Annotated in this window: 22 protein-coding genes; 11 read left to right on the forward strand and 11 right to left on the reverse strand. The window is 75.8% G+C overall.

Features of this window, described 5'->3' with window-relative positions:
- Nucleotides 1–184: 184 nt before the first annotated feature.
- Complete coding sequence (locus tag ACZ7LB_RS00900) at nt 185–541, reverse strand: hypothetical protein (RefSeq protein ID WP_471464519.1); 357 nt, start codon at nt 539–541, stop codon at nt 185–187.
- A gap of 334 nt (nt 542–875) precedes the next feature.
- Between ACZ7LB_RS00900 and ACZ7LB_RS00905 the strand changes: the two genes are divergently transcribed.
- Nucleotides 876–1103, forward strand: a complete 228-nt coding sequence (locus tag ACZ7LB_RS00905) for a DUF2277 domain-containing protein (protein WP_471464521.1) — start codon at nt 876–878, stop codon at nt 1101–1103.
- A gap of 29 nt (nt 1104–1132) precedes the next feature.
- Here ACZ7LB_RS00905 and ACZ7LB_RS00910 read toward each other — a convergent pair whose 3' ends face one another.
- The 5 genes from ACZ7LB_RS00910 to ACZ7LB_RS00930 all read right to left on the reverse strand — a co-directional run bounded on the left by ACZ7LB_RS00910 (nt 1133) and on the right by ACZ7LB_RS00930 (nt 4136).
- Nucleotides 1133–1777, reverse strand: a complete 645-nt coding sequence (locus tag ACZ7LB_RS00910) for a DedA family protein (RefSeq protein ID WP_265291384.1) — start codon at nt 1775–1777, stop codon at nt 1133–1135.
- Between the two features lie 222 nt (nt 1778–1999).
- Complete coding sequence (locus ACZ7LB_RS00915; protein WP_471464523.1) at nt 2000–2452, reverse strand: DoxX family protein; 453 nt, start codon at nt 2450–2452, stop codon at nt 2000–2002.
- A gap of 279 nt (nt 2453–2731) precedes the next feature.
- A complete protein-coding gene (locus ACZ7LB_RS00920; RefSeq protein WP_471464525.1) occupies nt 2732–2944 on the reverse strand; it encodes a DUF397 domain-containing protein in 213 nt (70 codons plus the stop codon).
- 149 nt (nt 2945–3093) lie between these two features.
- The gene (locus ACZ7LB_RS00925) at nt 3094–3306 is read right to left on the reverse strand and encodes a DUF397 domain-containing protein (protein ID WP_471464527.1); all 213 of its coding nucleotides are present in this window, start codon (nt 3304–3306) and stop codon (nt 3094–3096) included.
- Nucleotides 3303–4136, reverse strand: coding sequence for a helix-turn-helix domain-containing protein (locus ACZ7LB_RS00930; protein WP_471464529.1), 834 nt, complete (start codon nt 4134–4136; stop codon nt 3303–3305). The genes ACZ7LB_RS00925 and ACZ7LB_RS00930 overlap by 4 nt, the downstream gene beginning before the upstream one ends.
- Nucleotides 4137–4248: 112 nt before the next feature.
- Between ACZ7LB_RS00930 and ACZ7LB_RS00935 the strand changes: the two genes are divergently transcribed.
- The 4 genes from ACZ7LB_RS00935 to ACZ7LB_RS00950 all read left to right on the forward strand — a co-directional run bounded on the left by ACZ7LB_RS00935 (nt 4249) and on the right by ACZ7LB_RS00950 (nt 6824).
- Nucleotides 4249–4494 carry a hypothetical protein gene (locus ACZ7LB_RS00935; protein ID WP_471464531.1) on the forward strand — a complete coding sequence of 82 codons (246 nt, stop codon included), beginning with the start codon at nt 4249–4251 and terminating at the stop codon, nt 4492–4494.
- Nucleotides 4491–4985: a hypothetical protein gene (locus tag ACZ7LB_RS00940; RefSeq protein WP_471464533.1), complete on the forward strand. Its 495-nt coding sequence runs from the start codon at nt 4491–4493 to the stop codon at nt 4983–4985. The genes ACZ7LB_RS00935 and ACZ7LB_RS00940 overlap by 4 nt, the downstream gene beginning before the upstream one ends.
- A gap of 282 nt (nt 4986–5267) precedes the next feature.
- Nucleotides 5268–5441: a hypothetical protein gene (locus ACZ7LB_RS00945; RefSeq protein ID WP_471464535.1), complete on the forward strand. Its 174-nt coding sequence runs from the start codon at nt 5268–5270 to the stop codon at nt 5439–5441.
- Between the two features lie 255 nt (nt 5442–5696).
- Entirely contained in the window at nt 5697–6824 is a 1128-nt protein-coding gene (locus ACZ7LB_RS00950; protein WP_471464537.1) for a Rossmann-fold NAD(P)-binding domain-containing protein, read from the forward strand.
- A gap of 106 nt (nt 6825–6930) precedes the next feature.
- On the opposite strand, the gene ACZ7LB_RS00955 is transcribed toward ACZ7LB_RS00950, so the two are convergent.
- Complete coding sequence (locus ACZ7LB_RS00955; RefSeq protein ID WP_471465099.1) at nt 6931–7575, reverse strand: HNH endonuclease family protein; 645 nt, start codon at nt 7573–7575, stop codon at nt 6931–6933.
- A gap of 961 nt (nt 7576–8536) precedes the next feature.
- Entirely contained in the window at nt 8537–9859 is a 1323-nt protein-coding gene (locus tag ACZ7LB_RS00960) for an MFS transporter (RefSeq protein WP_471464539.1), read from the reverse strand.
- 81 nt (nt 9860–9940) lie between these two features.
- On the opposite strand from ACZ7LB_RS00960, the gene ACZ7LB_RS00965 reads away from it, so the two are divergent.
- From ACZ7LB_RS00965 to ACZ7LB_RS00975, 3 genes are all read left to right on the forward strand, one after another.
- Nucleotides 9941–10669, forward strand: coding sequence for a helix-turn-helix domain-containing protein (locus ACZ7LB_RS00965; protein WP_471464541.1), 729 nt, complete (start codon nt 9941–9943; stop codon nt 10667–10669).
- 208 nt (nt 10670–10877) lie between these two features.
- Entirely contained in the window at nt 10878–11459 is a 582-nt protein-coding gene (locus ACZ7LB_RS00970; RefSeq protein WP_471464543.1) for a TMEM165/GDT1 family protein, read from the forward strand.
- An 896-nt stretch (nt 11460–12355) separates the two neighbouring features.
- Nucleotides 12356–13018, forward strand: coding sequence for an HAD-IA family hydrolase (locus ACZ7LB_RS00975; RefSeq protein WP_471464545.1), 663 nt, complete (start codon nt 12356–12358; stop codon nt 13016–13018).
- Between the two features lie 85 nt (nt 13019–13103).
- On the opposite strand, the gene ACZ7LB_RS00980 is transcribed toward ACZ7LB_RS00975, so the two are convergent.
- Nucleotides 13104–13973, reverse strand: coding sequence for a peptidoglycan-binding domain-containing protein (locus ACZ7LB_RS00980; RefSeq protein ID WP_471464547.1), 870 nt, complete (start codon nt 13971–13973; stop codon nt 13104–13106).
- A gap of 1720 nt (nt 13974–15693) precedes the next feature.
- On the opposite strand from ACZ7LB_RS00980, the gene ACZ7LB_RS00985 reads away from it, so the two are divergent.
- Entirely contained in the window at nt 15694–17748 is a 2055-nt protein-coding gene (locus tag ACZ7LB_RS00985) for an MDR family MFS transporter (RefSeq protein WP_471464549.1), read from the forward strand.
- Nucleotides 17749–17836: 88 nt separating this feature from the next.
- Here ACZ7LB_RS00985 and ACZ7LB_RS00990 read toward each other — a convergent pair whose 3' ends face one another.
- Entirely contained in the window at nt 17837–18373 is a 537-nt protein-coding gene (locus ACZ7LB_RS00990; protein ID WP_471464551.1) for a GNAT family N-acetyltransferase, read from the reverse strand.
- 535 nt (nt 18374–18908) lie between these two features.
- Between ACZ7LB_RS00990 and ACZ7LB_RS00995 the strand changes: the two genes are divergently transcribed.
- Entirely contained in the window at nt 18909–19337 is a 429-nt protein-coding gene (locus tag ACZ7LB_RS00995) for a hypothetical protein (protein ID WP_471464553.1), read from the forward strand.
- A 182-nt stretch (nt 19338–19519) separates the two neighbouring features.
- Nucleotides 19520–19912 (forward strand): hypothetical protein, encoded by a 393-nt coding sequence (locus ACZ7LB_RS01000; RefSeq protein WP_471464555.1) that lies wholly within the window; start codon nt 19520–19522, stop codon nt 19910–19912.
- A 78-nt stretch (nt 19913–19990) separates the two neighbouring features.
- Here ACZ7LB_RS01000 and ACZ7LB_RS01005 read toward each other — a convergent pair whose 3' ends face one another.
- On the reverse strand, nt 19991–20662 hold the full coding sequence (locus ACZ7LB_RS01005; RefSeq protein WP_471464557.1) for an O-methyltransferase: 672 nt from the start codon (nt 20660–20662) through the stop codon (nt 19991–19993).
- Nucleotides 20663–20750 lie beyond the last annotated feature (88 nt).

A 20750-nucleotide genomic window follows, 5' to 3' on the forward strand; every position in this document is an offset into this window, starting at 1 on the left:
GCCACCCGGAGCCACCCGGAGCCACCCGGAGCCACCCGGAGCCACCCGGAGCCACCCGGAGCCACCCGGAGCCACCCGGAGCCACCCGGAGCCACCCGGAGCCACCTCGGGGGCGACCCCGGTGTCGTGGCATCCGGCGCGCCCCGGGCCCGGCGTCGCCCGCCCGCCGTCCCGGGGCCGCGTCCTACGCGTCCCGCTCCGGGCCGTCCCCGTCCGCGGACTCCCGCGTGCGCTTCAGGTCGCTGCGGGCCCGCACCCGGTCGGGACCGGTGATCTCCGCCCAGTAGCGGTGCGTGCTGACGAACACCGCCAGCTCGCGCTCGCGGCGGCGGAGCTTCTCCACCTCGGCCTGCTCGTCCTCCGACCAGCCGGGGGAGGCGGGGCGCTCGACCTTGCGCCAGCCGTTCTCGTCGCTGAACCCGTCCAGCGGCTCGACCGACCAGGGGAGCCGTTTGAGCAGGGCCGACAGCTCGGCCCGGACCTGATGCAGTTCCTCCTGGCCGGCGAGGAGGTCACTGGGGAAGTCATAGGTCGTTGCCACACCCCGATGATACGCCTGTTCGATTTTATGGCGCGCGCCATCGCGTGCACGGGACGCCGGATTTCCGGCGCCGGACGCGGCCGGGTCTGTCGGTGGGGCGTTCTACGGTGGGAAGCGTGGACGACGTGCGAGGCGTCGTCGCCGGCGCGCGGTTCCGTCGCGGGGGACGGACACGGGGACGGAGACGGGGACGGGGGCGTCGCGCCCGGGCCCGTCGGCTCGGGGCGCCCCCGCCGGTTCACCGGTCCCGCCTCCCGGGGCGGCCGGTGCCGGACGGGTCCGTCGCGAGGCCGGGACCGGCGCGCCGGACGGGACGAGGGGAGAGACTGGGACCATGTGCCGCAGCATCAGGACACTCCGGCCGCCCGCGACGGCGGAGGAGGCCACCGAGGACGAGATCAGGGCCGCCGCCCTGCAGTACGTGCGCAAGGTCTCCGGCTTCCGCGCACCGGCCGCCCACAACCGGGAGGTCTTCGACCGGGCCGTCGATGCGGTCGCGCGCGCCACCGCCGACCTGCTGGCCGACCTGGAGGTACGGGGCGGCGCCCGCCGGGCGGAGTAGTGCCCCCGCCCGGGGTCCGGCCCGGTCCGTCAGGCGGTCTCCGCCGCCGGCCGCCGCCGGACCACGAACGCGGCGCCCGCGCCCGCGCCGAACAGCGCGAGCAGGGACACCCCGGTCGCGAGCCACGTCGCGCCCAGCCACTGGCCGCCGAAGTACCCGAGGGCGACGCTGTACGCCGCCCACGCCAGCCCGGCCACCGCGGACCACGGGAGGAACTCGCGCTTGCGCCGGTGCGCGGCACCGGCGACCAGGGAGACCACCGAGCGCCCGGCCGGCGCGAACCGGGCCAGGACGACCAGCGCGCCCCGGGCTCCGCCGCCCCGCGCGAGCGCGCCGCCGAGACGCTCCCGGGCGGAGGTCAGCCGCCGGGAGCGGGCGATGGCACGGTCGAGGCGCGGCCCGCCGCGCCAGGCGAGCCGGTACGCCACCAGGTCGCCGAGGACGGACGCCGTCGTGGCGCACAGCAGCAGCACGAGTATGTCGGGCACGTCGTGCGGGACGTGCCCCGCTGCCGCCGCTCCCGAACCGGCTGCCGCCGCCGTCGCGGCCCCGATCACCAGGACCCCGCTCGGCAGCACCGGCAGGAACACGTCCAGCAGCACCGACACGGTCACCATCGCGTAGATCCATGGGCTGCTGACCAGCGCCACGACGCTTCCGAAACTCTCCACCACCACTACTCCCCGTGAATCCCCCGTTGGCCGGACCAAGCCGCGACGCGGGGAACGGCGGGAGCGGCCAATGACAGCCATACAGCGTACGCGCAGGGTGGGGGCCGTGGTTCACAGGGGGCACGGGCGGGGGCCACGAACCGTTCACAGAAGGTCCTGTGAACGACGGCGGTGCCGCACCCCCGGCCCTTGGGGGTGCGGCACCGCCGTGTGCGTGCCGTGCGGTCAGGCCGCTATCGGGGTCTTCCCGGCCCGGTTCTCCTGGGTGGCCGCCCTGCGGGCGAACACCCGGTCGACGCCGAGCGCTCCGGAGCCGGTGAAGACCAGCAGCAGGAACGTCCAGCAGAACATCGCGGACGCCTCACCGCCGTTCTCCATCGGCCAGAGCGCGTCCGGCTGGTGCACCTTGAAGTAGGCGTACGCCATGGAACCGGACGCGACGACCGCGGTGACGCGGGTGCCGAGGCCCACCATCACGAGGATCCCGCAGACGAGTTGGATGACGGCCGCGTACCAGCCCGGCCAGGTGCCGGCCTGGAGGGTGCCGCCGTTCGTGCCCGCGGCACCGCCGAGGACGCCGAACAGCGAGGCGGCGCCGTGGCAGGCGAAGAGGAGCCCGACCACGATGCGGTACAGGCCGAGGGCGTAGGGCGCCGAGGTGTCTAGGCGTTGGGACATGCGAATGGAGCTCCTTCGGTCGGCCGGCCCGGGAAGACCGGCTGGGGGGACGGAACCGAGTGAGCTGTTCACGTTAGGGGTGCCTAACTAATGCTTGCAAGTTCAACATTCAGCCAAGAATTCGCTGGTGGTGAGGGGGGTCGCGGAGTGCGTAATCACAATTGGGAGCGCTCCCAGAATGGGGATCGCGGCCGGCTTGATGGCCGAAACGCATCTGTCCGTCCGGCGGGAACGGTGAGGGCGCCCGTCGTCCCGGGCGCCGGGGGAGCCGCCGCCGGGTCAGCGCGCGCGCTGCGCACCCGCGCGCAGGCCGCTCACGAAGGCGGAGAAGGCGGCGGCCGGGAAGGTGAGCACCGGGCCGTCCTGAACCTTTGAGTCGCGGACGGGGATCGTGCCGTGCGAGGGGGCGAGGTTGGTGGCCACCTCGACGCACTGCCCGCCGTTGCCGCTGTGCGAGGAGGTCTTCCAGCGGGGGGTGCGGGGCGTCGTCATGGGGGTGCCCTTTCGGAACGGTTGCCGCTGGGGTGCTTCGGCGTGCTTCCGATGGTAGGGCGCCGACGGGGGCGTTGCGGAGGTGCTTTCGGGGCGCGTGCGACGGCCCCGCCGCTCCGTGGGGAGGGGCGGGGCCGTCGGGCGGTGCGTCAGACGGCGCCGGGCCCGGCCGCCTTGAGGCCGTTCACGAACGAGGAGAAGGCGGCGGCCGGGAAGGTGAGCACCGGGCCGTCCTGAACCTTTGAGTCGCGGACGGGGATCGTGCCGTGCGAGGGGGCGAGGTTGGTGGCCACCTCGACGCAGGCGCCGCCGTTGTCGCTGTAGGAAGAGGTCTTCCAGCGGGGGGTGTGAGTCGTTGTCACGCGGTGCCACCCTTTCGGAGCTGTTCAATCATGGCCACAGATGCTGCTTGTGAGAGCGCTTCGGCCTGTAGCTGATGGTAGGCGGTCAACACCGGGATAACCGAGGCTGGTTCTCGATCAAGATGCCCTTGGGTCTGGGACTCTGCGTAGCACAGAACGGACCGGTCCGGCAGTGTCAACAAGTAGACCGGGAGATTGACCGATCGGCGTTCCCCTATCCCGAAAGGCGCGATCTGGAGCACGGTGTTCGGAAGGGCGGCGAACTCAAGAAGGTGGTCGAGCTGGTTGTCCATCAGCTCGGCTCCACCGACGGACCGGCGGATGCAGCTTTCGTCCATGACCACCCACAGCATGGGCGGGCGCGTCCGTGCCAGGGCTTCTCTCCTGGCCGCAAGGGATGAGACTCGTTCTGCCGCCCTTTCCTGTGTTGTCGCACCGCGCCGCACCGCGCTGTCGGCCAGCACCTGGGCGTACTCCGGGGTCTGCAACAGGCCCGGGACGATGCCGATTTCGTAGAGCCGGATCTCGACGGCGCGTCCCTCGTAGCCGACGTACTCCGCGAAGCCCTCCAGAAGCGCGCCGTGCTTGATCTTGTGGCACTCGCGCTGGAACAGGTCGCCCGTGCCCAGGGCGCGGTCCGCGCTGTGCGCGAAGCGCGAGGTTGGACATTTACGGCCGGTTTCCACGGCCGAGATGTGCGTGCTGGAGTATTCCATCCGGGCGGCCAGATCCTCCTGCTTCCAGCCGTGCTCCTCCCGTGAGGTGCGCAGTAACGCGCCGTAGGCCGCTTGCGGGCTGCTCTCCGGATGCAGTTCCTTGCGGTTGACCATGTCGACACCAACTTTCCTGCCGGAACTGCCACGTTGAAGGGTCTCCGACTCTAGGTCACTCTGAAGCCGCTTGGTAGCGGAGTCGCTACGGAGAGGAATGGTCGTGCCGTGTATGTGTGGATTGATCCGCCCTCCGGAGCTGCCCGAACCCCCGGCCGTGGGAACGCACGTGGTGGACGCGTGGGACAGGGTCGGGGAGTTCCGGGGGGAGTGGGCCGGGTTCTGGAACCTGAGGCCCCCGGCGGGCGGCAGGGAGTGGAGCGTGCGCCCCGAGGACACGCGGCCGGCCGGTCCGGAGCAGTGCCTGCGGGCCAAGGCCGCCCGTGCGAACGCCCGGAGCCGGGGGGAGGTGCTGTGATCCGCCCGTGCGGCGGTCCCCCGGCCGAGCCGCCGGGCTACTGGGCGGAAGTGGTGGCGCGGGGGCCGGTGTGCGGCACGGGGGAGAGCGCCCGGCATGTGCTCGGCACCTTCCGGACCCTCTCGCCGGTGCTGGCGCTGCGCTGGCTCCGCGGGCAGGCGCGGCGGATCGCGGACCGGATCGACCCGGACCCGGCACGGTCGGAGTGGGCCGGACGGGTCGTGCGCGCGACGGCGCGGTCGGAGCCCGACTGCCCCGCGGAGCTGCGCCGTTGGGCCGGGGACGCGGCCGGGGAGCGCGTGGCGCGGGAGCGCGTCAAGGGCGGTCGGCCGCTCTCGGTCACCTTCGCGGATCTGGACTGCGCCTACACGCTGACCGTCGGTCCCGTCCCGCCGGGCGGCACCGCGCCGCGCGGCGGGGCCCCGCGGACCGGCGCCCCGCCGTCCCGGCCCGCGTGCCCGCCGCCGACGGGGGAGGGTGCATGGGCGTAGCGGAGGCGCGCCGCCCGACCCCCGCCGAGCTGGCCGCGGCGCGGCAGGCCGCGCGGGCCGACCGCGAGGCGATCGTGCGCCGCTGCCGGGCACGGGAACCGGTGCGGCGCATCGCCGCCGGATACGGCGTCACCCGCGCCTGGCCGACCCGGTGCCTGGCTGACCCGGCGGCTGCGCGACTGGGGCGTCACTCCGCGCCGCGGGTACGAGGCCCACGCGCACCGCCGGTCCGCCGGCCGGGTCTTCCGGGGCCGGCCCCTGACCCGGCGGACCGCCGCCGAAGTGCGGGCGGCGCGCGACCTGTTCATCGCCGCACGCGACGAGGCGGTCCGCCGCTACCGTTCCGGCGAGGTCTCCGCCGCCGGTCTCGGGCGCGAGTTCGGGGTCCATCCCGCCCGGGTCGGCAGACGCCTGGCGGAGTGGGGCGCGCGCGAGGCCCGGCCCCGCCCGCGCTGACACCCCGCCCGCCCCGACGCCCGTCCCCGCCCCGACACCCGTCCCGTATGCGCCGCGTACGGGCGGACGCAGCCGTTCGCAGCCCCGTACCGACGCTTCGTACCGCCCCGCCGTACGCCCGCCGTACGCCCGACCCGCGCCGTACCGGAGCCACCGCGCTCCGTACCGGTGAACCGCCGAACCGCCGGATCTCCGCCGTCCCGTACCGGACAGTGGAGGGCGGCCGGACCCGAACCGACCGAGGAGAGGTGCCCCATGGACATCCGGGAACGCACACGGCTCGACGCCTACTTCGCCCATGTGGCAAGGGAGTTCATGATGCCCGGGCCGCCGCCGTCCGCCGTGCTGGTCACACCGCTGCTGCCCGAGCACCCCCCGTTCGTCAGAGCGGTCGGCGCCGTCTCGCGGCTGCGCGCCGTGCTGCCGGACCCGGACCCGGCCGACGGGCTCGCGCACCGCGAGGTCCAACGCGCCTTCGCCGTCGACGAGCTGGCCCGCGACCGGCTGGCCGACCCGGACACCGCCGTCACCTACCTGGAGGCGCGGGCGGCGGGCGAGCGGGTCGTGCTGCTGGACGCGGGCGGCCGGTTCGCGCCCTCGCTCGACGCGCTGTGCGAGCGGTTCAGCGGCACCGTGCTCGGCGTCGTCGAGTCCACCGGCGGCGGCCACGACCGCTACGCGGCGCGGACCGGGCTGCCCTGCCCGGTGGTGTCCGTCGCCCGGTCCCCGCTGAGGGAGCCCGAGAACTACCTGGCGGGGCACTCCATGGTCGCCTCGGCGGAGGACCTGCTGAGGGGCCGCGGGGACACCCCGCACGGCATCCGCGCCCTGCTCCTCGGCTTCGGCGGCCCCGGCGGCCACGCGGCCCGGCTGCTGCGCGGCCGGGGGGTGCGCGTCACGGTGCACGACCCCGACCCGGTGGGCCGCACCCGGGCCCTCGCGCAGGGGTACGGCGTCGTCGAGGACCGGGACCGCGCGCTCGGCGCGGCCGGACTGGTGCTGTGCTCCACGGGAGCGCACCGCCTGGGCGGCGAGGAGGCCGCCGGGCTGCGGAACGGCACGCTGGTCGCCCTGCTCTCCGCGCCGGAGGACGGCCCGGGGCCGTACGCGCCGCCGGAGGGCTACGCCCGGTACGGCGCGGCGCGGCACATCACGCGTTACGAGAGGGACGGGCACCACTTCTACGTGCTGGACGCGGGCGGGGTCACCGCCGCGCCGCGCGGGGTGCGGGCCCGGCGGTTCCGGACCCTGGTGCAGGCCGAGGCCATCGCGGGGCTGCGGGCGCTGGCCCGGGACGGCCTGGAGCCGGCCCTGCACGAGGTCCCCGCGGCGGACCGGGCCGGGATCGCCGGTGTCTGGCTGTACCACTTCGGTGAGCGGTGACGGCGCCGTGCCGTCCGGTGCCGCCGGGCGCCGTGCGCGCGGGGCGGGGCCCGGCGGTCCCGGGGCGCGCGTACGGCGGCCCGGGACCGGGGCGGGGGAAGCGGCCTCAGCAGCCCGCGAGGTACGACTGGAGCGCGGACTTCTCGGCGGAGTCGACCGAGAGGTCGTAGTAGTACTTCACCTGGACCCAGGCGCGCACATAGGTGCAGCGGTAGTCGGAGCGCGAGGGCATCCACTCCGCCGGGTCCTTGTCGCCCTTGGCCTGGTTGACGTTGTCGGTGACGGCGATGAGCTGGGGGCGGGTCAGGTCGTTGGCGAAGGACTGGCGGCGGGCGGTGGTCCAGGAGCCCGCGCCGGAGTCCCAGGCCTCGGCGAGCGGCACGACGTGGTCGATGTCGAGGTCGGAGGCGGCGGTCCAGGTCGCGCCGTCATAAGGGGAGTACCAACTGCCCTTGACGGAGGCGCAGGCGGCGTCGGTGACCACGCCCGAGCCGTCGCGCTTGAGGACCGTCTCCCGGGTGTTGCAGGTGCCGGACTGGGTGATCCAGTGCGGGAACAGTTCGCGCTTGTAGCCGGTGCGGTTCTCGGTGGCCACGGTGAGGGAGGCGAGGTAGGAGCGGGCGGTGGCCGCGCTCACCGGGGTGGGGAGGGCGGCGGAGGCGGCCGGGCCGTTGAGGAGGCCGGCCGAGGCGATGAGTCCGGTGAGGGCGGCGAGGACACCGAGCCGTCGACGCGCGTAGAACCTGGAAATGCGAACTCCCTTGTGGTGTGGGGGTGTTGGGGCGCGGGCGTGGGGAATGCTCGCGTTGCCGCATGGCGCACGGATGTGCGGCTGGTTAGACGGTAGTGACGTGTTCATGACACGTCTACGGCCCCGGTGGGACTTCACCGCATCGGGGCGTTCCCCGCGCTGGTGTTCCCAGGGGGTCCGGGGCGCCACCGTCCGCGGCCCCGGGCGGACGGGGCCCGGCGCCGGGCGGCTCGCCCGGGCGCGGCTGTCACCCTGTGACGGGACCCGCGTCGCACCGGCATCGGAACGGCCGCCCCGTTGGGCCGGGAGGAGCCGGGCGACCCTTCCCGAGGGCGTCCCTTCCCTTCCGCCGTTCACGTCCCCGGGTCGCCGCGGTTCATCGCCGGGCGGTACGAGACGCCCGCGGAAGCCGCCGTCCCGGCCCCGGGGGCGATGCGATCGGCCGGGGCCGTCGCGTGCTCCGGAACGCGCACCACCCCGGGCCCCGGGGGCGGAATCGGCGATCAGCGGGTTTTCCGCGGACTCACCCCGGGTTCGCCCGAGTTCGCCTGTGTGGGCCCTGGGCGGATGCCGGGACGGTGCTGTCGGGCCGCGGCGACGGGACTCGCCGAGGGGCCTGCCGACCGCAAGGGAGGAAGCGCGCTCCGGGCGAGGTGACGGGGATGGCCGGCTTCGCTTCGTCCTTCCACGGGGATCGGGCGCGGTACGGGCCGTGCCCGGCGCGCGTGTACGAGTGTGCCGGGGGCCGGAGGCCGCGTTGGGGCCCCTCCCGGGCGGGATCACCGAGGCCGCCGGGACCGGTCGCCCGCCCTCGGAGCCGCGCGGAGTGGCGGGGAGGCTCCCGTACCGCGGTGTCTCCGGGGGCCGAGCGCCGTCCGGTGCCCTGGTGGCGCTGGACCGATCCGCGCTCCGGCGGCCGGTGGCGGTGCCCCCGCGTCCCGGTTCACTGCTCGCTCCCGGCTCACTCCTTGTGCGTGGTGCCGGGCTCCCGCTGTTCCCGCTCCGGCGCGGCCTCCCGCGGCGGGGGCTCCTGCCGGGCCGCTTCCTCCGGGGCGGCCCCGGAGGTGTCCCGTCGGCGCCGGCCGCGGGCGCCGGCCGTCAGGGACAGGGCCGCCGCCAGGGAGAGGGCCGCCGCCGCGGCCAGCTGCACCCGGTGGTCGAGGGCGGCGACCATGGCCGTGCCGACCAGGAGGGCCAGGGCCGTCGGCATGAAGACCACCGTGTTCGCGGTGGCCGCGACCCGGCCGAGGAGGGCGTCCGGCGTCTCCCTCTGCACCGTGGTCAGCGCGCTGATCAGCGGCCAGGGCAGCCCCACGCCGATCAGCGCGCAGCCGGCCAGCACCACCGGGACCGAGTCGCCGGTCCGGGCCAGCGACCCGAGGGCGAACAGGACGAGCCCGGCGGCCGACAGGGTGTGCGGAGCCATCCGGCGCAGCAGCGCGCCGACGGCCAGGCCGCCGACGACCGAGCCGACGCCCTGCGCCGAGACGAGCACCCCGGCGAACGCCGCGGGCCGGTGCAGCCCGTGGTCGAGGAGCGCGTACGTGGCCGTGCTGCTCAGGCTCGACGCCGCCATGGCGCAGCCGCCCGCCAGCACCAGGGGGCGCAGCACCGGATGCCTCCGCAGATGGCGGACGCCCTCCGCGGTGTCGGCGGCCCAGCTCTGCCCCGGGACGCGCACGGGCTTCGGCTCGCGCACCCGGACCAGGGCGAACGCGGCGGCGCCCAGGGCCAGGCACAGGGCGTTCAGCAGGGCTACGGCCGGGCCGCCGAGCACGGTGAAGAGGGCCGCGCCGACCAGCGGGCCGAGCAGCTTGTTGCTCTCGATCGCCGTCCGGGCCAGGCCGTTGAAGTCCCCCCGGAGCGGGCCGGGCACCGCCGCCGCGATCAGCGCGGTCTCGGCGGCGCCCATGACCACGGTGCCGACGCCCACGGCGGTCAGGACGGCGAAGAGCACCCAGACGTGCCCAGGGGAGCTGATGGCGGTCGGCGCCAGCATCACGGCCGCCAGGACCAGGCTCGTGGCGACCAGCAGGGTGCGGCGGCGCACGCGGTCCGCCAGGGTGCCGAGGAACGGCCCGGCCAGGGCGGGCGCCCAGGCGCAGAACCCCACCAGGGCGGCGAGGCCGTTGGAACCGGTCAGCTCCTTCACCCAGACCCCGGCGGCCAGCATCATGGCCGTGTCCCCGAAGGTCGAGACCGTCACCCCCGCCAGATAGCGCCGGGCATTGCGGTCCCTCAGCACCGTCAGCAGGCCCACGGACACGAGAATCCCCCTCGTCATCGCTCGCGACTCCGGGTGACCCTACTCCCAACCAGTTGGTTGGGGGTAGTCCGGTGGAGGCCGTGCGCTTTACTGGCTGCCGTGACCGACGCAGATCCCGTCCTGAGAGCCCTCGCGCACCCCGTGCGGCTGCGGATGCTCACGCTGATGTGGCCCGGCCCGATGTCCGCCGCCGAACTCTCCCGCGAACTGGACATCTCCCACGCCCTGGCCAGCCGTCATCTGCGGACCCTGGCCGCCACCGGCCTGGCCGAGCTGGCCGAGGAGCGGGTGCGCCGGGGCGGCCGGGAGCGCCGGTACCGCACCGTCCACGGGTCGCCGCTGTCCGACCGGGACGACGGGGCCGCGATGCTCGGGGCGACGCTGGCCCACACCCTCAAGGAGCGCACCGGGCGACGGCATCCCGAGGGGCGGGGGGTGACCGTGGACGCCGAGCTGTGGGTGGCCCCGGAGGTGTGGGAGGAGGCCCGGCGGCGACTCGCCGGCACCACCCGGGAACTCCACGACGCCGCCCGCCCGCCGCGCTCGCCCGGGACCGTTCCGGTGGGTCTGACGCTGATGGCCTTCCCCCTGCGGGAGGGGGTGGCGGGGGCCCCGCCCGGAGGGCCGTCCGGAGTGTCCGACGGGGTGCCGCCGGGGCCGGACGCCGGGGCGCCGCCCGTGCCGTCGGAGCCGTCCGTTCCGCCGGGCGCGCCGGTGCCGCCTGGGCCGTCCGGAGGTGTGCCGGGGGAGGCGCCGCACGCCGGTGACCGGGGGGACCGGGCTCTGCCGGGGGCTTCGCGTACCATGGGCGGCGCAGAAGGGGAGTAGCTCTTCGCCGGACCGTCGACATACTGCTCAGCCAGCCTGAGCCGGCGCCCGGAGGCGGCCTCGGAGACGAGGTCCGCCAGCGAGACCTTCGGCAAGCAGTGCAGACCCGCGCCGTGCGGCGCGGGCATCCGTGTGCTGCCATGCCGAGGTGTCTTGCGTGCGAGGCCCGACACTCTCGGCGGGGCGGCCCCGACCGATTGAGGACCCCTTGATCAGCATCACCGTGACGGCGCTCGTCTTCGGCGTCGTCTTCCTCGCGGAACTCCCGGACAAGACCGCGCTCGCCGGGCTCGTCCTCGGCACCCGCTACCGCGCGTCGTACGTCTTCGCCGGTGTCGCCGCCGCCTTCGCGCTGCACGTGGTGCTCGCCGTGGCGGCGGGCAGCGTGCTGACCCTGCTGCCGCAGCAGATCGTGCAGGCGGTGACCGGCGTGCTGTTCCTGGGCGGCGCCGCGATGCTGCTGATGAAGAAGGACGACGAGGAGGAGTCCGTCCGCAAGCCGGAGGACCAGTCCTTCTGGAAGGTCGCGGGGGCGGGCTTCATGCTCATCCTGGTCGCGGAGTTCGGCGACCTCACGCAGATCATGACGGCCAACCTCGCCGCCCGCTACGACGACCCGCTCTCGGTGGGCCTGGGCGCGGTGCTCGCGCTCTGGTCGGTGGCCGGGCTCGGCATCGTCGGCGGCAAGGCGCTGATGAAGCGGGTGCCGCTGGCCCTGATCACCAAGATCGCCGCCCTGCTGATGCTGGGCCTCGGCGTGTGGAGCCTGTGGGAGGCGGTCACGGGCTGACGCGGACCGGTCCTGCGGGCTGACGGGACCTGCCCCCCGAGGGGGTCGGGACCTGCCCGGTGGGTGGCCGGCCTTCCCGGCGGGTGCCGGGCCTGCCGCTGGGGCCCGGGCTCGGTGGTCCGTCCGGCCCGGTGGTCCGTCCGGCCCGGCGGTGCGGCCCGCCCGGCGGCTCGCGGACTGCCCGGCCGCCGGCCCGCCCGGACGGGGTCACCGTGCCGCCCGGCTCGTCCGCCGGTGGCTCGCCCGCCCGGTGGTGCGGTGAGGCCCTGTTCTTCCGTGCACATCCGGCTCCTGGATGTGCACGGTCCCGTCGCGTACGTCCGTGGGGCCGGAGCCGTCCGGCCGAGCGCGGTGGGCCGGGGGCACGCGCGACGACCCGGCGACTCCGGTTCGCCACCCGAGAGCGCGCGGGGTTCGGCCCTCCGGGGCGCCCCAGGGGCGTCCCGGGGCCCTCGCGGGTTGTCCCTGGCCGTTCCGAGCCCTCGGGTCACCCCGGGCGCCCCCGGCCCGGGGCCACTCCGGGCCTCGGGCCACCTCGGGCCACCTCCCGGAGGCGCCCCGGGCTACCCGGGTTGCATGCAGCCGTTCCGGGCCTTCGGGGTGCCCCCGGGCCTTCGGGGTGCCCACCCGGGCCCTCGGGGTGACCCCAAGTCCCGGCAGTCACTCCGGGTCACCCCGGGCCCCCTCCGGGTCACCCCGGCGGGCGGCCGCCGTCGTCCGCGGTGGCCGGAAGGCGGCGCACCGTGCCCGGCGGGCGAACGGAGCGTGAATCCGCCGACCGGTGCTGGCGCCGGGGCGGGAGCTTTTGTACCGTTGAGAAACAAAGTGGTTCCGCCCGTTCTCCCTGACCGGCGGGCGGGACCGCTTGCTCACACCCCGTGCTCTGGAGTCTGCCGATGACGGCCACCACCGTGTTCACCGCCCGTGCCCTGCTGCTCGACATGGACGGCACCCTCGTCAACTCGGACGCCTCCGTGGAGCGCGTCTGGCGGCGCTGGGCCGACCGGCAGGGGCTCGACGGCGACGAGGTCATGAGCGTCGTCCACGGACGGCAGGGCTACGCCTCCATGGCGATACTGCTGCCCCGGCGGCCCATGGCGGAGAACCACGCCGACAACGCCCGGATGCTCGCCGAGGAGACCGCCGACACCGAGGGCGTCGTCCCCGTCCCCGGTGCCCCCGAGTTCCTCGCCTCGCTGAGCGGGCTGCCGCACGCCCTGGTGACCTCCGCGGACGTGGGGCTGTCCACCGCGCGGATGGCCGCCGCCGGGCTCGCTCTGCCCGAGGTCCGGGTCACCGCCGAATCGGTCGGCGCCAGCAAGCCCGACCCCGAGGGCTTCCTCAAGGGCGCCGCCGAGCTGGGCATCGCCCCCGCCGACTGCGTGGCCTTCGAGGACTCCGGCGCCGGGATCGCCGCCGCCCGCGCCGCCGGGATGCGCGTCGTCGGCATCGGCCCCCGGGCCGCCGTCCACGGGCCCGACGTCGTCGTGGACGATCTGACGGGGGTGCGCGTGGAGCCCGGCGCCGAGCCCGGCACGCTGCGCCTCACCATCGGCTGACGCACCCGGCCCGGACTCCCGGGCCGGGTGCGACACGGCCCCGCCGGTACGGTCCTGTCCGTACCGGCGGGGCCGTCGCGCGTGGTCAGGGCTCGTGGGTCTCCGACTCCAGCATCGCCCTGGTCGCCGAGCCGTAGACGCCCAGGCCGTCCGAGCCGGTGCCGCGCGCCCACTGGTAGGTGCGCACCGAGTTCTCCAGCTCGTCGCTGTAGGTGCCGTCCGTGGGGCCGACGTACAGGAACAGCTGGGTCAGGCGCTGCTGGAGCTCCAGGACCTCCGGGCCCCGGTCGCCGAGGCGCAGTCCCGGGCCGCCGCCGGGGCTGTCGCCGGGGTCCCCCTCGAAGCCCGTGCCGGGGTCGGGGGAGGGGGTCGTGGCGGGTTCCGAGGACCGGCCGCCGGACGGGGTCGCCGTCGGGGAGGCGCTCTCGCTGGGGGTGGCCGAGGGGGATGTGCTCTCGCCGGGCGAGGGCGACGCGGAACCGGAGGCGGACGGCGTGGGCGCGGCGGGCGGCGGGGCGGCGGTCGCGCTGGGCGAAGGGGCCGCCGAGGCGGTGCCCGCCGGTCCGTCGGGCACGCTGGCCCGGATCTCGTCCGGCAGCGCGCCGTTGCGCGAGGGCGACTCGTAGGAGAACAGGCCCCCGGCGTACCCGGCGGCCCCCAGCACCACGGCGACCGCGCCGGCCGCCCCGAGCACCAGGGCCCGGCGCCGTCGGCGCTTCGGCTCGCCGCTGCCGTCCCCGCCGCTCCCGCTCCCGGCGTCGCCGGGGCCGGACGGCAGGCGCACCGCCGCCGTCGCCCCCGTCTCGAAGAGGCGCAGGTCGTGGGCGCTGGGCGATCCGGTGGTCGGCGCGAGCGGCGTGGGCAGGACGGAGGCGGCGTCCGCGTCGCCCGCGCCGGTCCCGGTGCCCGCGGGGGGCGCGGCGGGCGGTTCGGTGCCGAGGGTGCGGAGCGCCATGGTGGCCTCCGGGTCCGCCGGGGCGGGCGGCCGGGCGGCGGCGGTCCCCCCGGCCGGGGGGACGGCGGCGGAGCGGCCCCGGGAGCCGTCCAGTTCGACGTAGGGGCGGATGCGCAGCGGGTCGAAGTCCTCCGCCGCGGCCGCCTGCTCCGTACGGGTCCGGCGCAGGGCGTCGGCGGCGCGCGGACCGCACCCGCAGGAGGTGGTCCGGTCCGGCTGCCGGGGCGCGCCGCACTCGGGGCAGAGGTGGTCCCGCCCGGGACGCGGTCCCTGCGGTCCCTGCGGTCCGGGGGGCCCGGGGGCCTGGGGGCGCCGGGGGGCCTGGGCCTGCGGGACGGGGTTCCGCGGGGCCCGGGACGCCTGGGCCCGGGGCTCGGCGGCGTCCGGGGACGCCCCGGAGGCGTGGGCGGTCCGCGCCTGGGGCTGGTGCGGTGACCGGTGCTCAGGGGGCGCCTGGGAGGACCGGGAGGACGGGGGCGCCTGCGGGGCCGGGGCCGTGGGCCGCGGGGGCGTGCCCGGGTGCCCCGCCGAGGAGGGCGGTGACGCGGAGGGCGTCCGGGAGGGGAGAGGGGCCTGGGGCGCGCGCCCGGCATGCGGCTGGTGCGGCTGGTGCGGTTCGTGCGGCATCGGCGGTGAGTCCGAACCGTGCGGCTCGTGCGACGTCCGCGGCGGGTCGGACCTCCGCGGCTCGCGCGCCCCGTGCGGCTCGTGCGCCCCGTGCGCCGACGCTGGCCGGTGCGCCGTCTCCGGGCGGTCCGGCGCGGACGGCGGGGGCGTGGAGGCCGTACCGGCCCCTTGGCCGGGCCGCGGTCTTCGCTCCTGCCCCGGCTCGCGGGTGTCCCCCGCGGGACGGCCGTCCCGCGCGTCCGGCGCGGACGACGCGCCGTGGGGCGTCGGGCCCCCCGTACCGGCCGACGGCATCCGGGCCTCCGTACCGGCCGGCGCGGACCCGGTGCCGGTGCTCGTGGCCCCGGGGCGGGCCCGGGGTCCCGCACCGGGCCCCGCGGCTCCTGTACCGGCGGTCGGGGAGGCCGGGGCGCCGTGGGTCTCCGGGCCGCCGTGGGCCGCCGAGTGGGCCGGCGTGCCGGGGTGGGGCCGGGCTCCCGGGCGGGGCTGCGCATCCGGGCCGGGCCGGGGGTCCGGGGCCGTGTCGGAGCCCGGGGCGCCGGTCCGGTGCGCGGGGCCGGTCCGGGGCGCCGGACCCGTCCCGGGTATCGCCCCGTCCCCGGGCGCGGCGGAGGGCCGGTGGGGCTCCCCGGCGCCCGGCGCCGTTCCGGGGGCCGCACCCGTGTCCTCGCGCGCCGCCCCGGGCCCCGGCTCCCGCCGCGGCCCGTCCGGCTGTCCCGTGCCCCTCGGTGGTCCCGCCGACCGCGGTCCGGGCGTGGCCCCGTGCGGCCCGCCGGCCGCCGGACGCTCGTGCTGCTCCATGGGTGCTCGTCCCTCCCCTCGCGACTCCCCGCGCGAACTCCAGAGATTATGCAGACCTTCTCCACACTTCGGCGCCCTTGCCCCCGAAACGGCTGCCTCCCGCCCACAAATCGGCGGTACCCCCTCAGCGGAACGGTGGTCCCCCGCCACCGGAACGGCCGCCCCGGCCCCGGCGGCGGTGGCGTCCCGCGCCCCGGGGCCGTGGCCCGCGCGGAGGACTGAACGGGCCCAAAACGGTCACACCGGCCAGGATGGTAGGGCGAAGTGGCCCGAGACACCGGTGGAGGTCCGCATGACCGCTCAGACGCGCGAGGCGCCGGGCCCGGCGCGGCCCGAGGAGGGGGAACACGTCTCCGGCGGTGTGCTCGTCTCGATCGGTGCCCTGCTCCTCGGCATGCTGCTCGCCGCACTCGACCAGACCATCGTGTCGACGGCGCTGCCCACCATCGTCAGCGACCTCGGCGGCCTGGACCACCTCTCCTGGGTCGTCACCGCCTACCTGCTGGCCGCCACCGCCGCCACCCCGCTCTGGGGCAAGCTCGGCGACCAGTACGGGCGCAAGCGGCTGTTCCAGACCGCCATCGTCATCTTCCTGGTCGGCTCCGCGCTCTGCGGCATCGCCCGGTCCATGCCCGAACTGATCGCCTTCCGCGCCCTCCAGGGCCTCGGCGGCGGCGGGCTGATGGTGCTGTCCATGGCGATCGTCGGCGACCTCGTCCCGCCCCGCGAGCGCGGGCGCTACCAGGGGCTGTTCGGCGCGGTCTTCGGCGCCACCAGCGTGCTCGGGCCGCTGCTCGGCGGGGTCTTCACGGAGCACCTGAGCTGGCGCTGGGTGTTCTACGTCAACCTCCCCGTCGGCGTCGTCGCGCTCGCCGTGATCGCGGCCGTCCTGCACATCCCCCGGCACGCCACCCGGCACGTCATCGACTACCTCGGCACCCTCCTCATCGCCTCCGTCGCCACCTGCCTCGTCCTGGTCGCCTCGCTCGGCGGCACCACCTGGGCCTGGGGATCACCGCAGATCATCGGGCTCGCGGTGCTGGGCGCGGTGCTGGCCGCCGTCTTCGTGGCCGTGGAGCGCCGGGCCGCCGAACCGGTGCTGCCGCTGAAGCTGTTCCGGGTGCGCACCTTCACGCTCGCCGCCGTCATCAGCTTCGTCATCGGCTTCGCGATGTTCGGCGCGATGACCTACCTGCCGACCTTCCTCCAGGTCGTGCGCGGCGTCAGCCCCACCATGTCCGGGGTGTACATGCTGCCCATGGTGTTCGGGGTGCTGCTGGCCTCCACCGCCTCCGGCCAGATCGTCAGCCGCACCGGCCGCTGGAAGGTCTTCCCCGTCGCGGGGACCGCCGTCACCACCCTCGGCCTGCTCCTGCTGCACCGGTTGGACGAGCACAGCTCGACCGCCCTGATGAGCGCCTACTTCTTCGTCTTCGGCGTCGGGCTGGGCCTCGTCATGCAGGTCCTCGTCCTCATCGTGCAGAACGCCGTGCCCTACGAGGACCTGGGGGTCGCCACCTCCGGGGCGACCTTCTTCCGCTCCATCGGCGCCTCCTTCGGCGTCGCCGTCTTCGGCACGATCTTCGCCAACCAGCTGGCCGGCCGGCTCGGCGACGTCCTGCGCGGGGCGCGGCTCCCGCCCGGCGTCTCCGCGGACAGCCTCAAGTCCGACCCGCGCGGCCTCTCAGCGCTGCCGCCCGCGCTGCGCCCCGACGCGCTGCACGCCTACGCCTCCTCCATCACCGACGTGTTCCTCTACGCCGCCCCCGTCGCCCTCCTCGGCTTCGTGCTCGCCTGGTTCCTCAAGGAGGACCGGCTGCGCGGCTCGGTCACCGCGCCCGACGGCGCCGAGACCTTCGCCAGCAACCCGGTCGAACGCTCCTCGCGCGACGAGGTGTGCCGCGCGCTGTCCGTCCTGGGCACCCGGGAGGGGCGCCGGGCCGTCTACCGGCGGATCACCGAGCGCGCCGGGTACGACCTGCTGCCCGCGTCGAGCTGGATGCTGCTGCGGATGCGCCGGTACGGCAGCGTGGAACCCGCCGTGCTCGCGGAGCGCAGCCCCGTGCCGCTGGCCGTCGTGATGTCCGCCGCCCGTCAGGTGGAGGAGCGGGAGCTGGCCGTCCGCGAGGGCCTCGACCTGACCCTCACCCCGGGCGGCGCCGAGGTGGCGGAACGGCTGGCGCAGGCCCGCGAGGACTCCCTGGCGGAACTGCTCGGCGACTGGTGGGGCCCGGACCGGCCGACCGATCTGGTGCGCCTGGTCAAGGAGCTGAACAGCGAACTCTGCGGCTCCGAACGGGAGCGCCCCCACAACGGCGACGCGGCGGCGTACCTCGCGGAGGGGTGAGCGGGGGCCGTGAGCCGCGCGGCGCCTCCGGTCGGACGACCGTGGTGCCGGGGCCGGTCCGGACCCCGTGCCGGGGCGGCGCCCCCGGTCAGACGGCCGGGTACGCGGTGTCCGCCGGGGCCGCGGGGCCGGCCGGGGCCAGGGACTTGGCGAACCAGTGCTCGGCGTACGGGTCGCTGTTGTAGCGCGGGGTCTCCCGGTAGCCGAGCCGGGCGTACAGGGCGCGGGCCTCGACGAGGTCGCTCCGGGTGTCCAGGACCATCCGCACGGCACCGAGGGAGCGCGCCGCCTCCTCCGCCCACCGGACGAGCAGCGCCGCCCCGCCCCGTCCGCGCAGTTCCGGGAGGACGAAGACCCGGGTCAGCTCGGCCCTGCCCGGGTCCAGCAGCCGCACGCCCGCCGTCCCGGCCGGGGCGCCGCCGTAGCGCGCGACCAGCAGCCGCCCCCGGGGCGGGGCGAGTTCGGCGCCGGTCTCCCGGGCGATCTCCCGCTCCAGCTCCTCCGGCGCGGTGGGCCGCCCGGTGCGCGGCAGGTACCAGCGGTCGCTGACCTCCGTGAAGTAGGCCCGCCACAGCCGGGCGGCGGCGGGGGAGTCGTGGGGCTCCGGGGCCACGGTCCAGGTCATGACCACCATTCTCGGCACCGGACCCGGGCGCGGCGCAACCGGTATTCCCCGGGCCGGTGCACAGCTTGGTCGCCGATACCGCACTGATCAGGCCACTCTTCCTACCTGTTCTTGTGCACGCTCGTCGTCCGGAGCCATGGTGTTGACCGTTGGAGGCGGTCCGGACGGCGTCTCGGAGCGTGCGCCGAGAAGCCCGTGCCATGCGTTCGACGGGTCGGCCGCTCAGGCCCGTCGCATCCTTCGGGATCGAGTGGAACGGGGAGAAGCCGTGGCGGACCCGACGGGCACGTCACGGCTGCGGGATCGAGCACGGTGACGGTGCGAAGTGAGGGACGGACCATGGGGATCCCCTGACAGGCGGAGCGGACCCCGGGTGACTACCGGACTCAGTAGGTTCATCCGGGCGTGCAGTTGGGAGTGGCTCGGCGGGGACCGCCTGAGCCATGAGGCGTTCCATCCGGACAACGCGGGCACGAGCGGGTACGCATCGGTGATGCGGGCACGGCTCGGCCGGATCGGTTGCACGGGTTCGTGGATGACACCGCCAAGCAGTGGACGCGGCCGGTCGCTCACCGTGTGGCGGTGGGTGGGCGGCTGCGTCGGCGCGCTGGTCCTGGCGGCGCTGGCCGCCTTCGTCGCCGTCTCCCTGTGGATCGTCTGGGTCGTGAACGCGATCGATGACAGGCTCCGGGTGCCGGACGAGGAACTGCTCGGGAAGATGACGGCGTCGAGTCGCTCCAGACTCGAAAAGGGCCTGATCGACGGGACGCTGTCCGAGGCGGAGATCGCCGATGCGATGAGGGACGCGTCCTCGTGGCGGGACGAACTCGACGGGCTGCCCCCGAGCGTCGTCGCGAGGTACCGCGTGGGGGACACCGACCACTGCTACGCCTTCGTCCTCCCCGTCGGGCTGCGCGCCGGCGGGACGGTCGAGAGCCGCCCGCTCCCGGACTGCCCCGTCTGACGGCGCGGGCTCCGGGGCGCCCCGGAGCCCGGTGTGCCGGATCCGCCGGTCCGCCCGGGGCTCGGAGCCGGTGTCCGGCGGTTTCCGCTCGCTCGTGCGCCCATCGTGCCGGACGGTGTCGTACCGGCCGTCTATCATGCGGCGGCGACAGGCCCACATCGGACGTCCCCGAAGGAGCGCACGTGCTGGAACTCACCATGGCCGCCGTCACCGCGGCGGACGCGGGTGCCACGGCCGGCATGCAGATGGCCGAGGCGCCCAGCGAGCCCGGCGCCGTCCTCAGGGTCGGCCGGGACCGGAGCCGGTGCCGGCTGGGCACGCCGGACGACTGGCTGTTCGTCTCCCGCGTCCACCTGGAGTTCCGCTGCGCGCCCGACGGCGGCTGGCACGTGAGCTGGCTGCGCGGCTCCCAGCCCGAGCCGTCCTCCGAGGTGCTGCTCGCCAGCGGGGGCCGGGAGCGGCCCCTGGACTACGGCGGCACCGAGCCGCTGCCCCGGGGCGGCAGCGGCGAGATCGTCGTCCGGGACCGCTCGGAGCCGCGCAGCGTCAACGTCGGCTTCCACCACGAGGTCTGAGCGTTCCACCACGAGGTCTGAGCGCGTCCCCCGCGGCCCGGGCCGCTTCTCCGGCCCGGGCCCGCCGGGGACGGCCGCTCAGGAGGTCACCCGGGCCAGCGCGAAGCCGTCGTAGCCCTTGGCGCCCACCGTCTGGACGGCGGTGCCGCTGAGCCTCGGGTGGCCGGCGATCAGCTCGATGGCGGCCCGGGTGCCGAGCACGGCGCCGTCGGTGGCGTCCGGGTCGGCCACGCGCCCGCCGCGCACCACGTTGTCGACGACGATCACGCTGCCGACGGCGGTCAGCTTCAGGGCCCACTCCACGTAGTGCGGGTTGTTGGCCTTGTCGGCGTCGATGAAGACCAGGTCGAAGGGGGGCGGCTGCTCCTCCGCGAGCTTCGGCAGCGACTCCAGCGCCGGGCCCACGCGGACCTCGACCAGGGAGCCGAGCCCGGCGCGAGCGAGGTTGGCGACGGCGACCTCGGCGTGCCGGGCGCTGTACTCCAGCGTGACCAGGCGGCCGTCGGCGGGCAGGGCGCGGGCCAGCCAGATGGTGCTGTAGCCGCCGAGGGTGCCGATCTCCAGGATGCGGCGGGCGCCCTGGATCTCGGCGAGGAGCCGGAGCAGCTTGCCCTGGGGCGCGCTGACCGCGATCGGCGGCAGCCCGGCGGCGTCGCTGTCGCGCAGGGCGGCGTCGAGCGCGTCGTCCCGGGGGGAGAGGTGGCGGGTGAAATAGGCGTCGACGTCGTCCCAGACCTGGGGGTCGCTCATGCCGGGGAAGCCTCCGTATGTGTGGTTAGCGCGTCTAAGTAGGCGCGCTAATGAATATAGTCCCGGACGCGCCGGACGCGCCGGACGC

Source organism: Streptomyces sp. NPDC107521 (assembly GCF_055598485.1).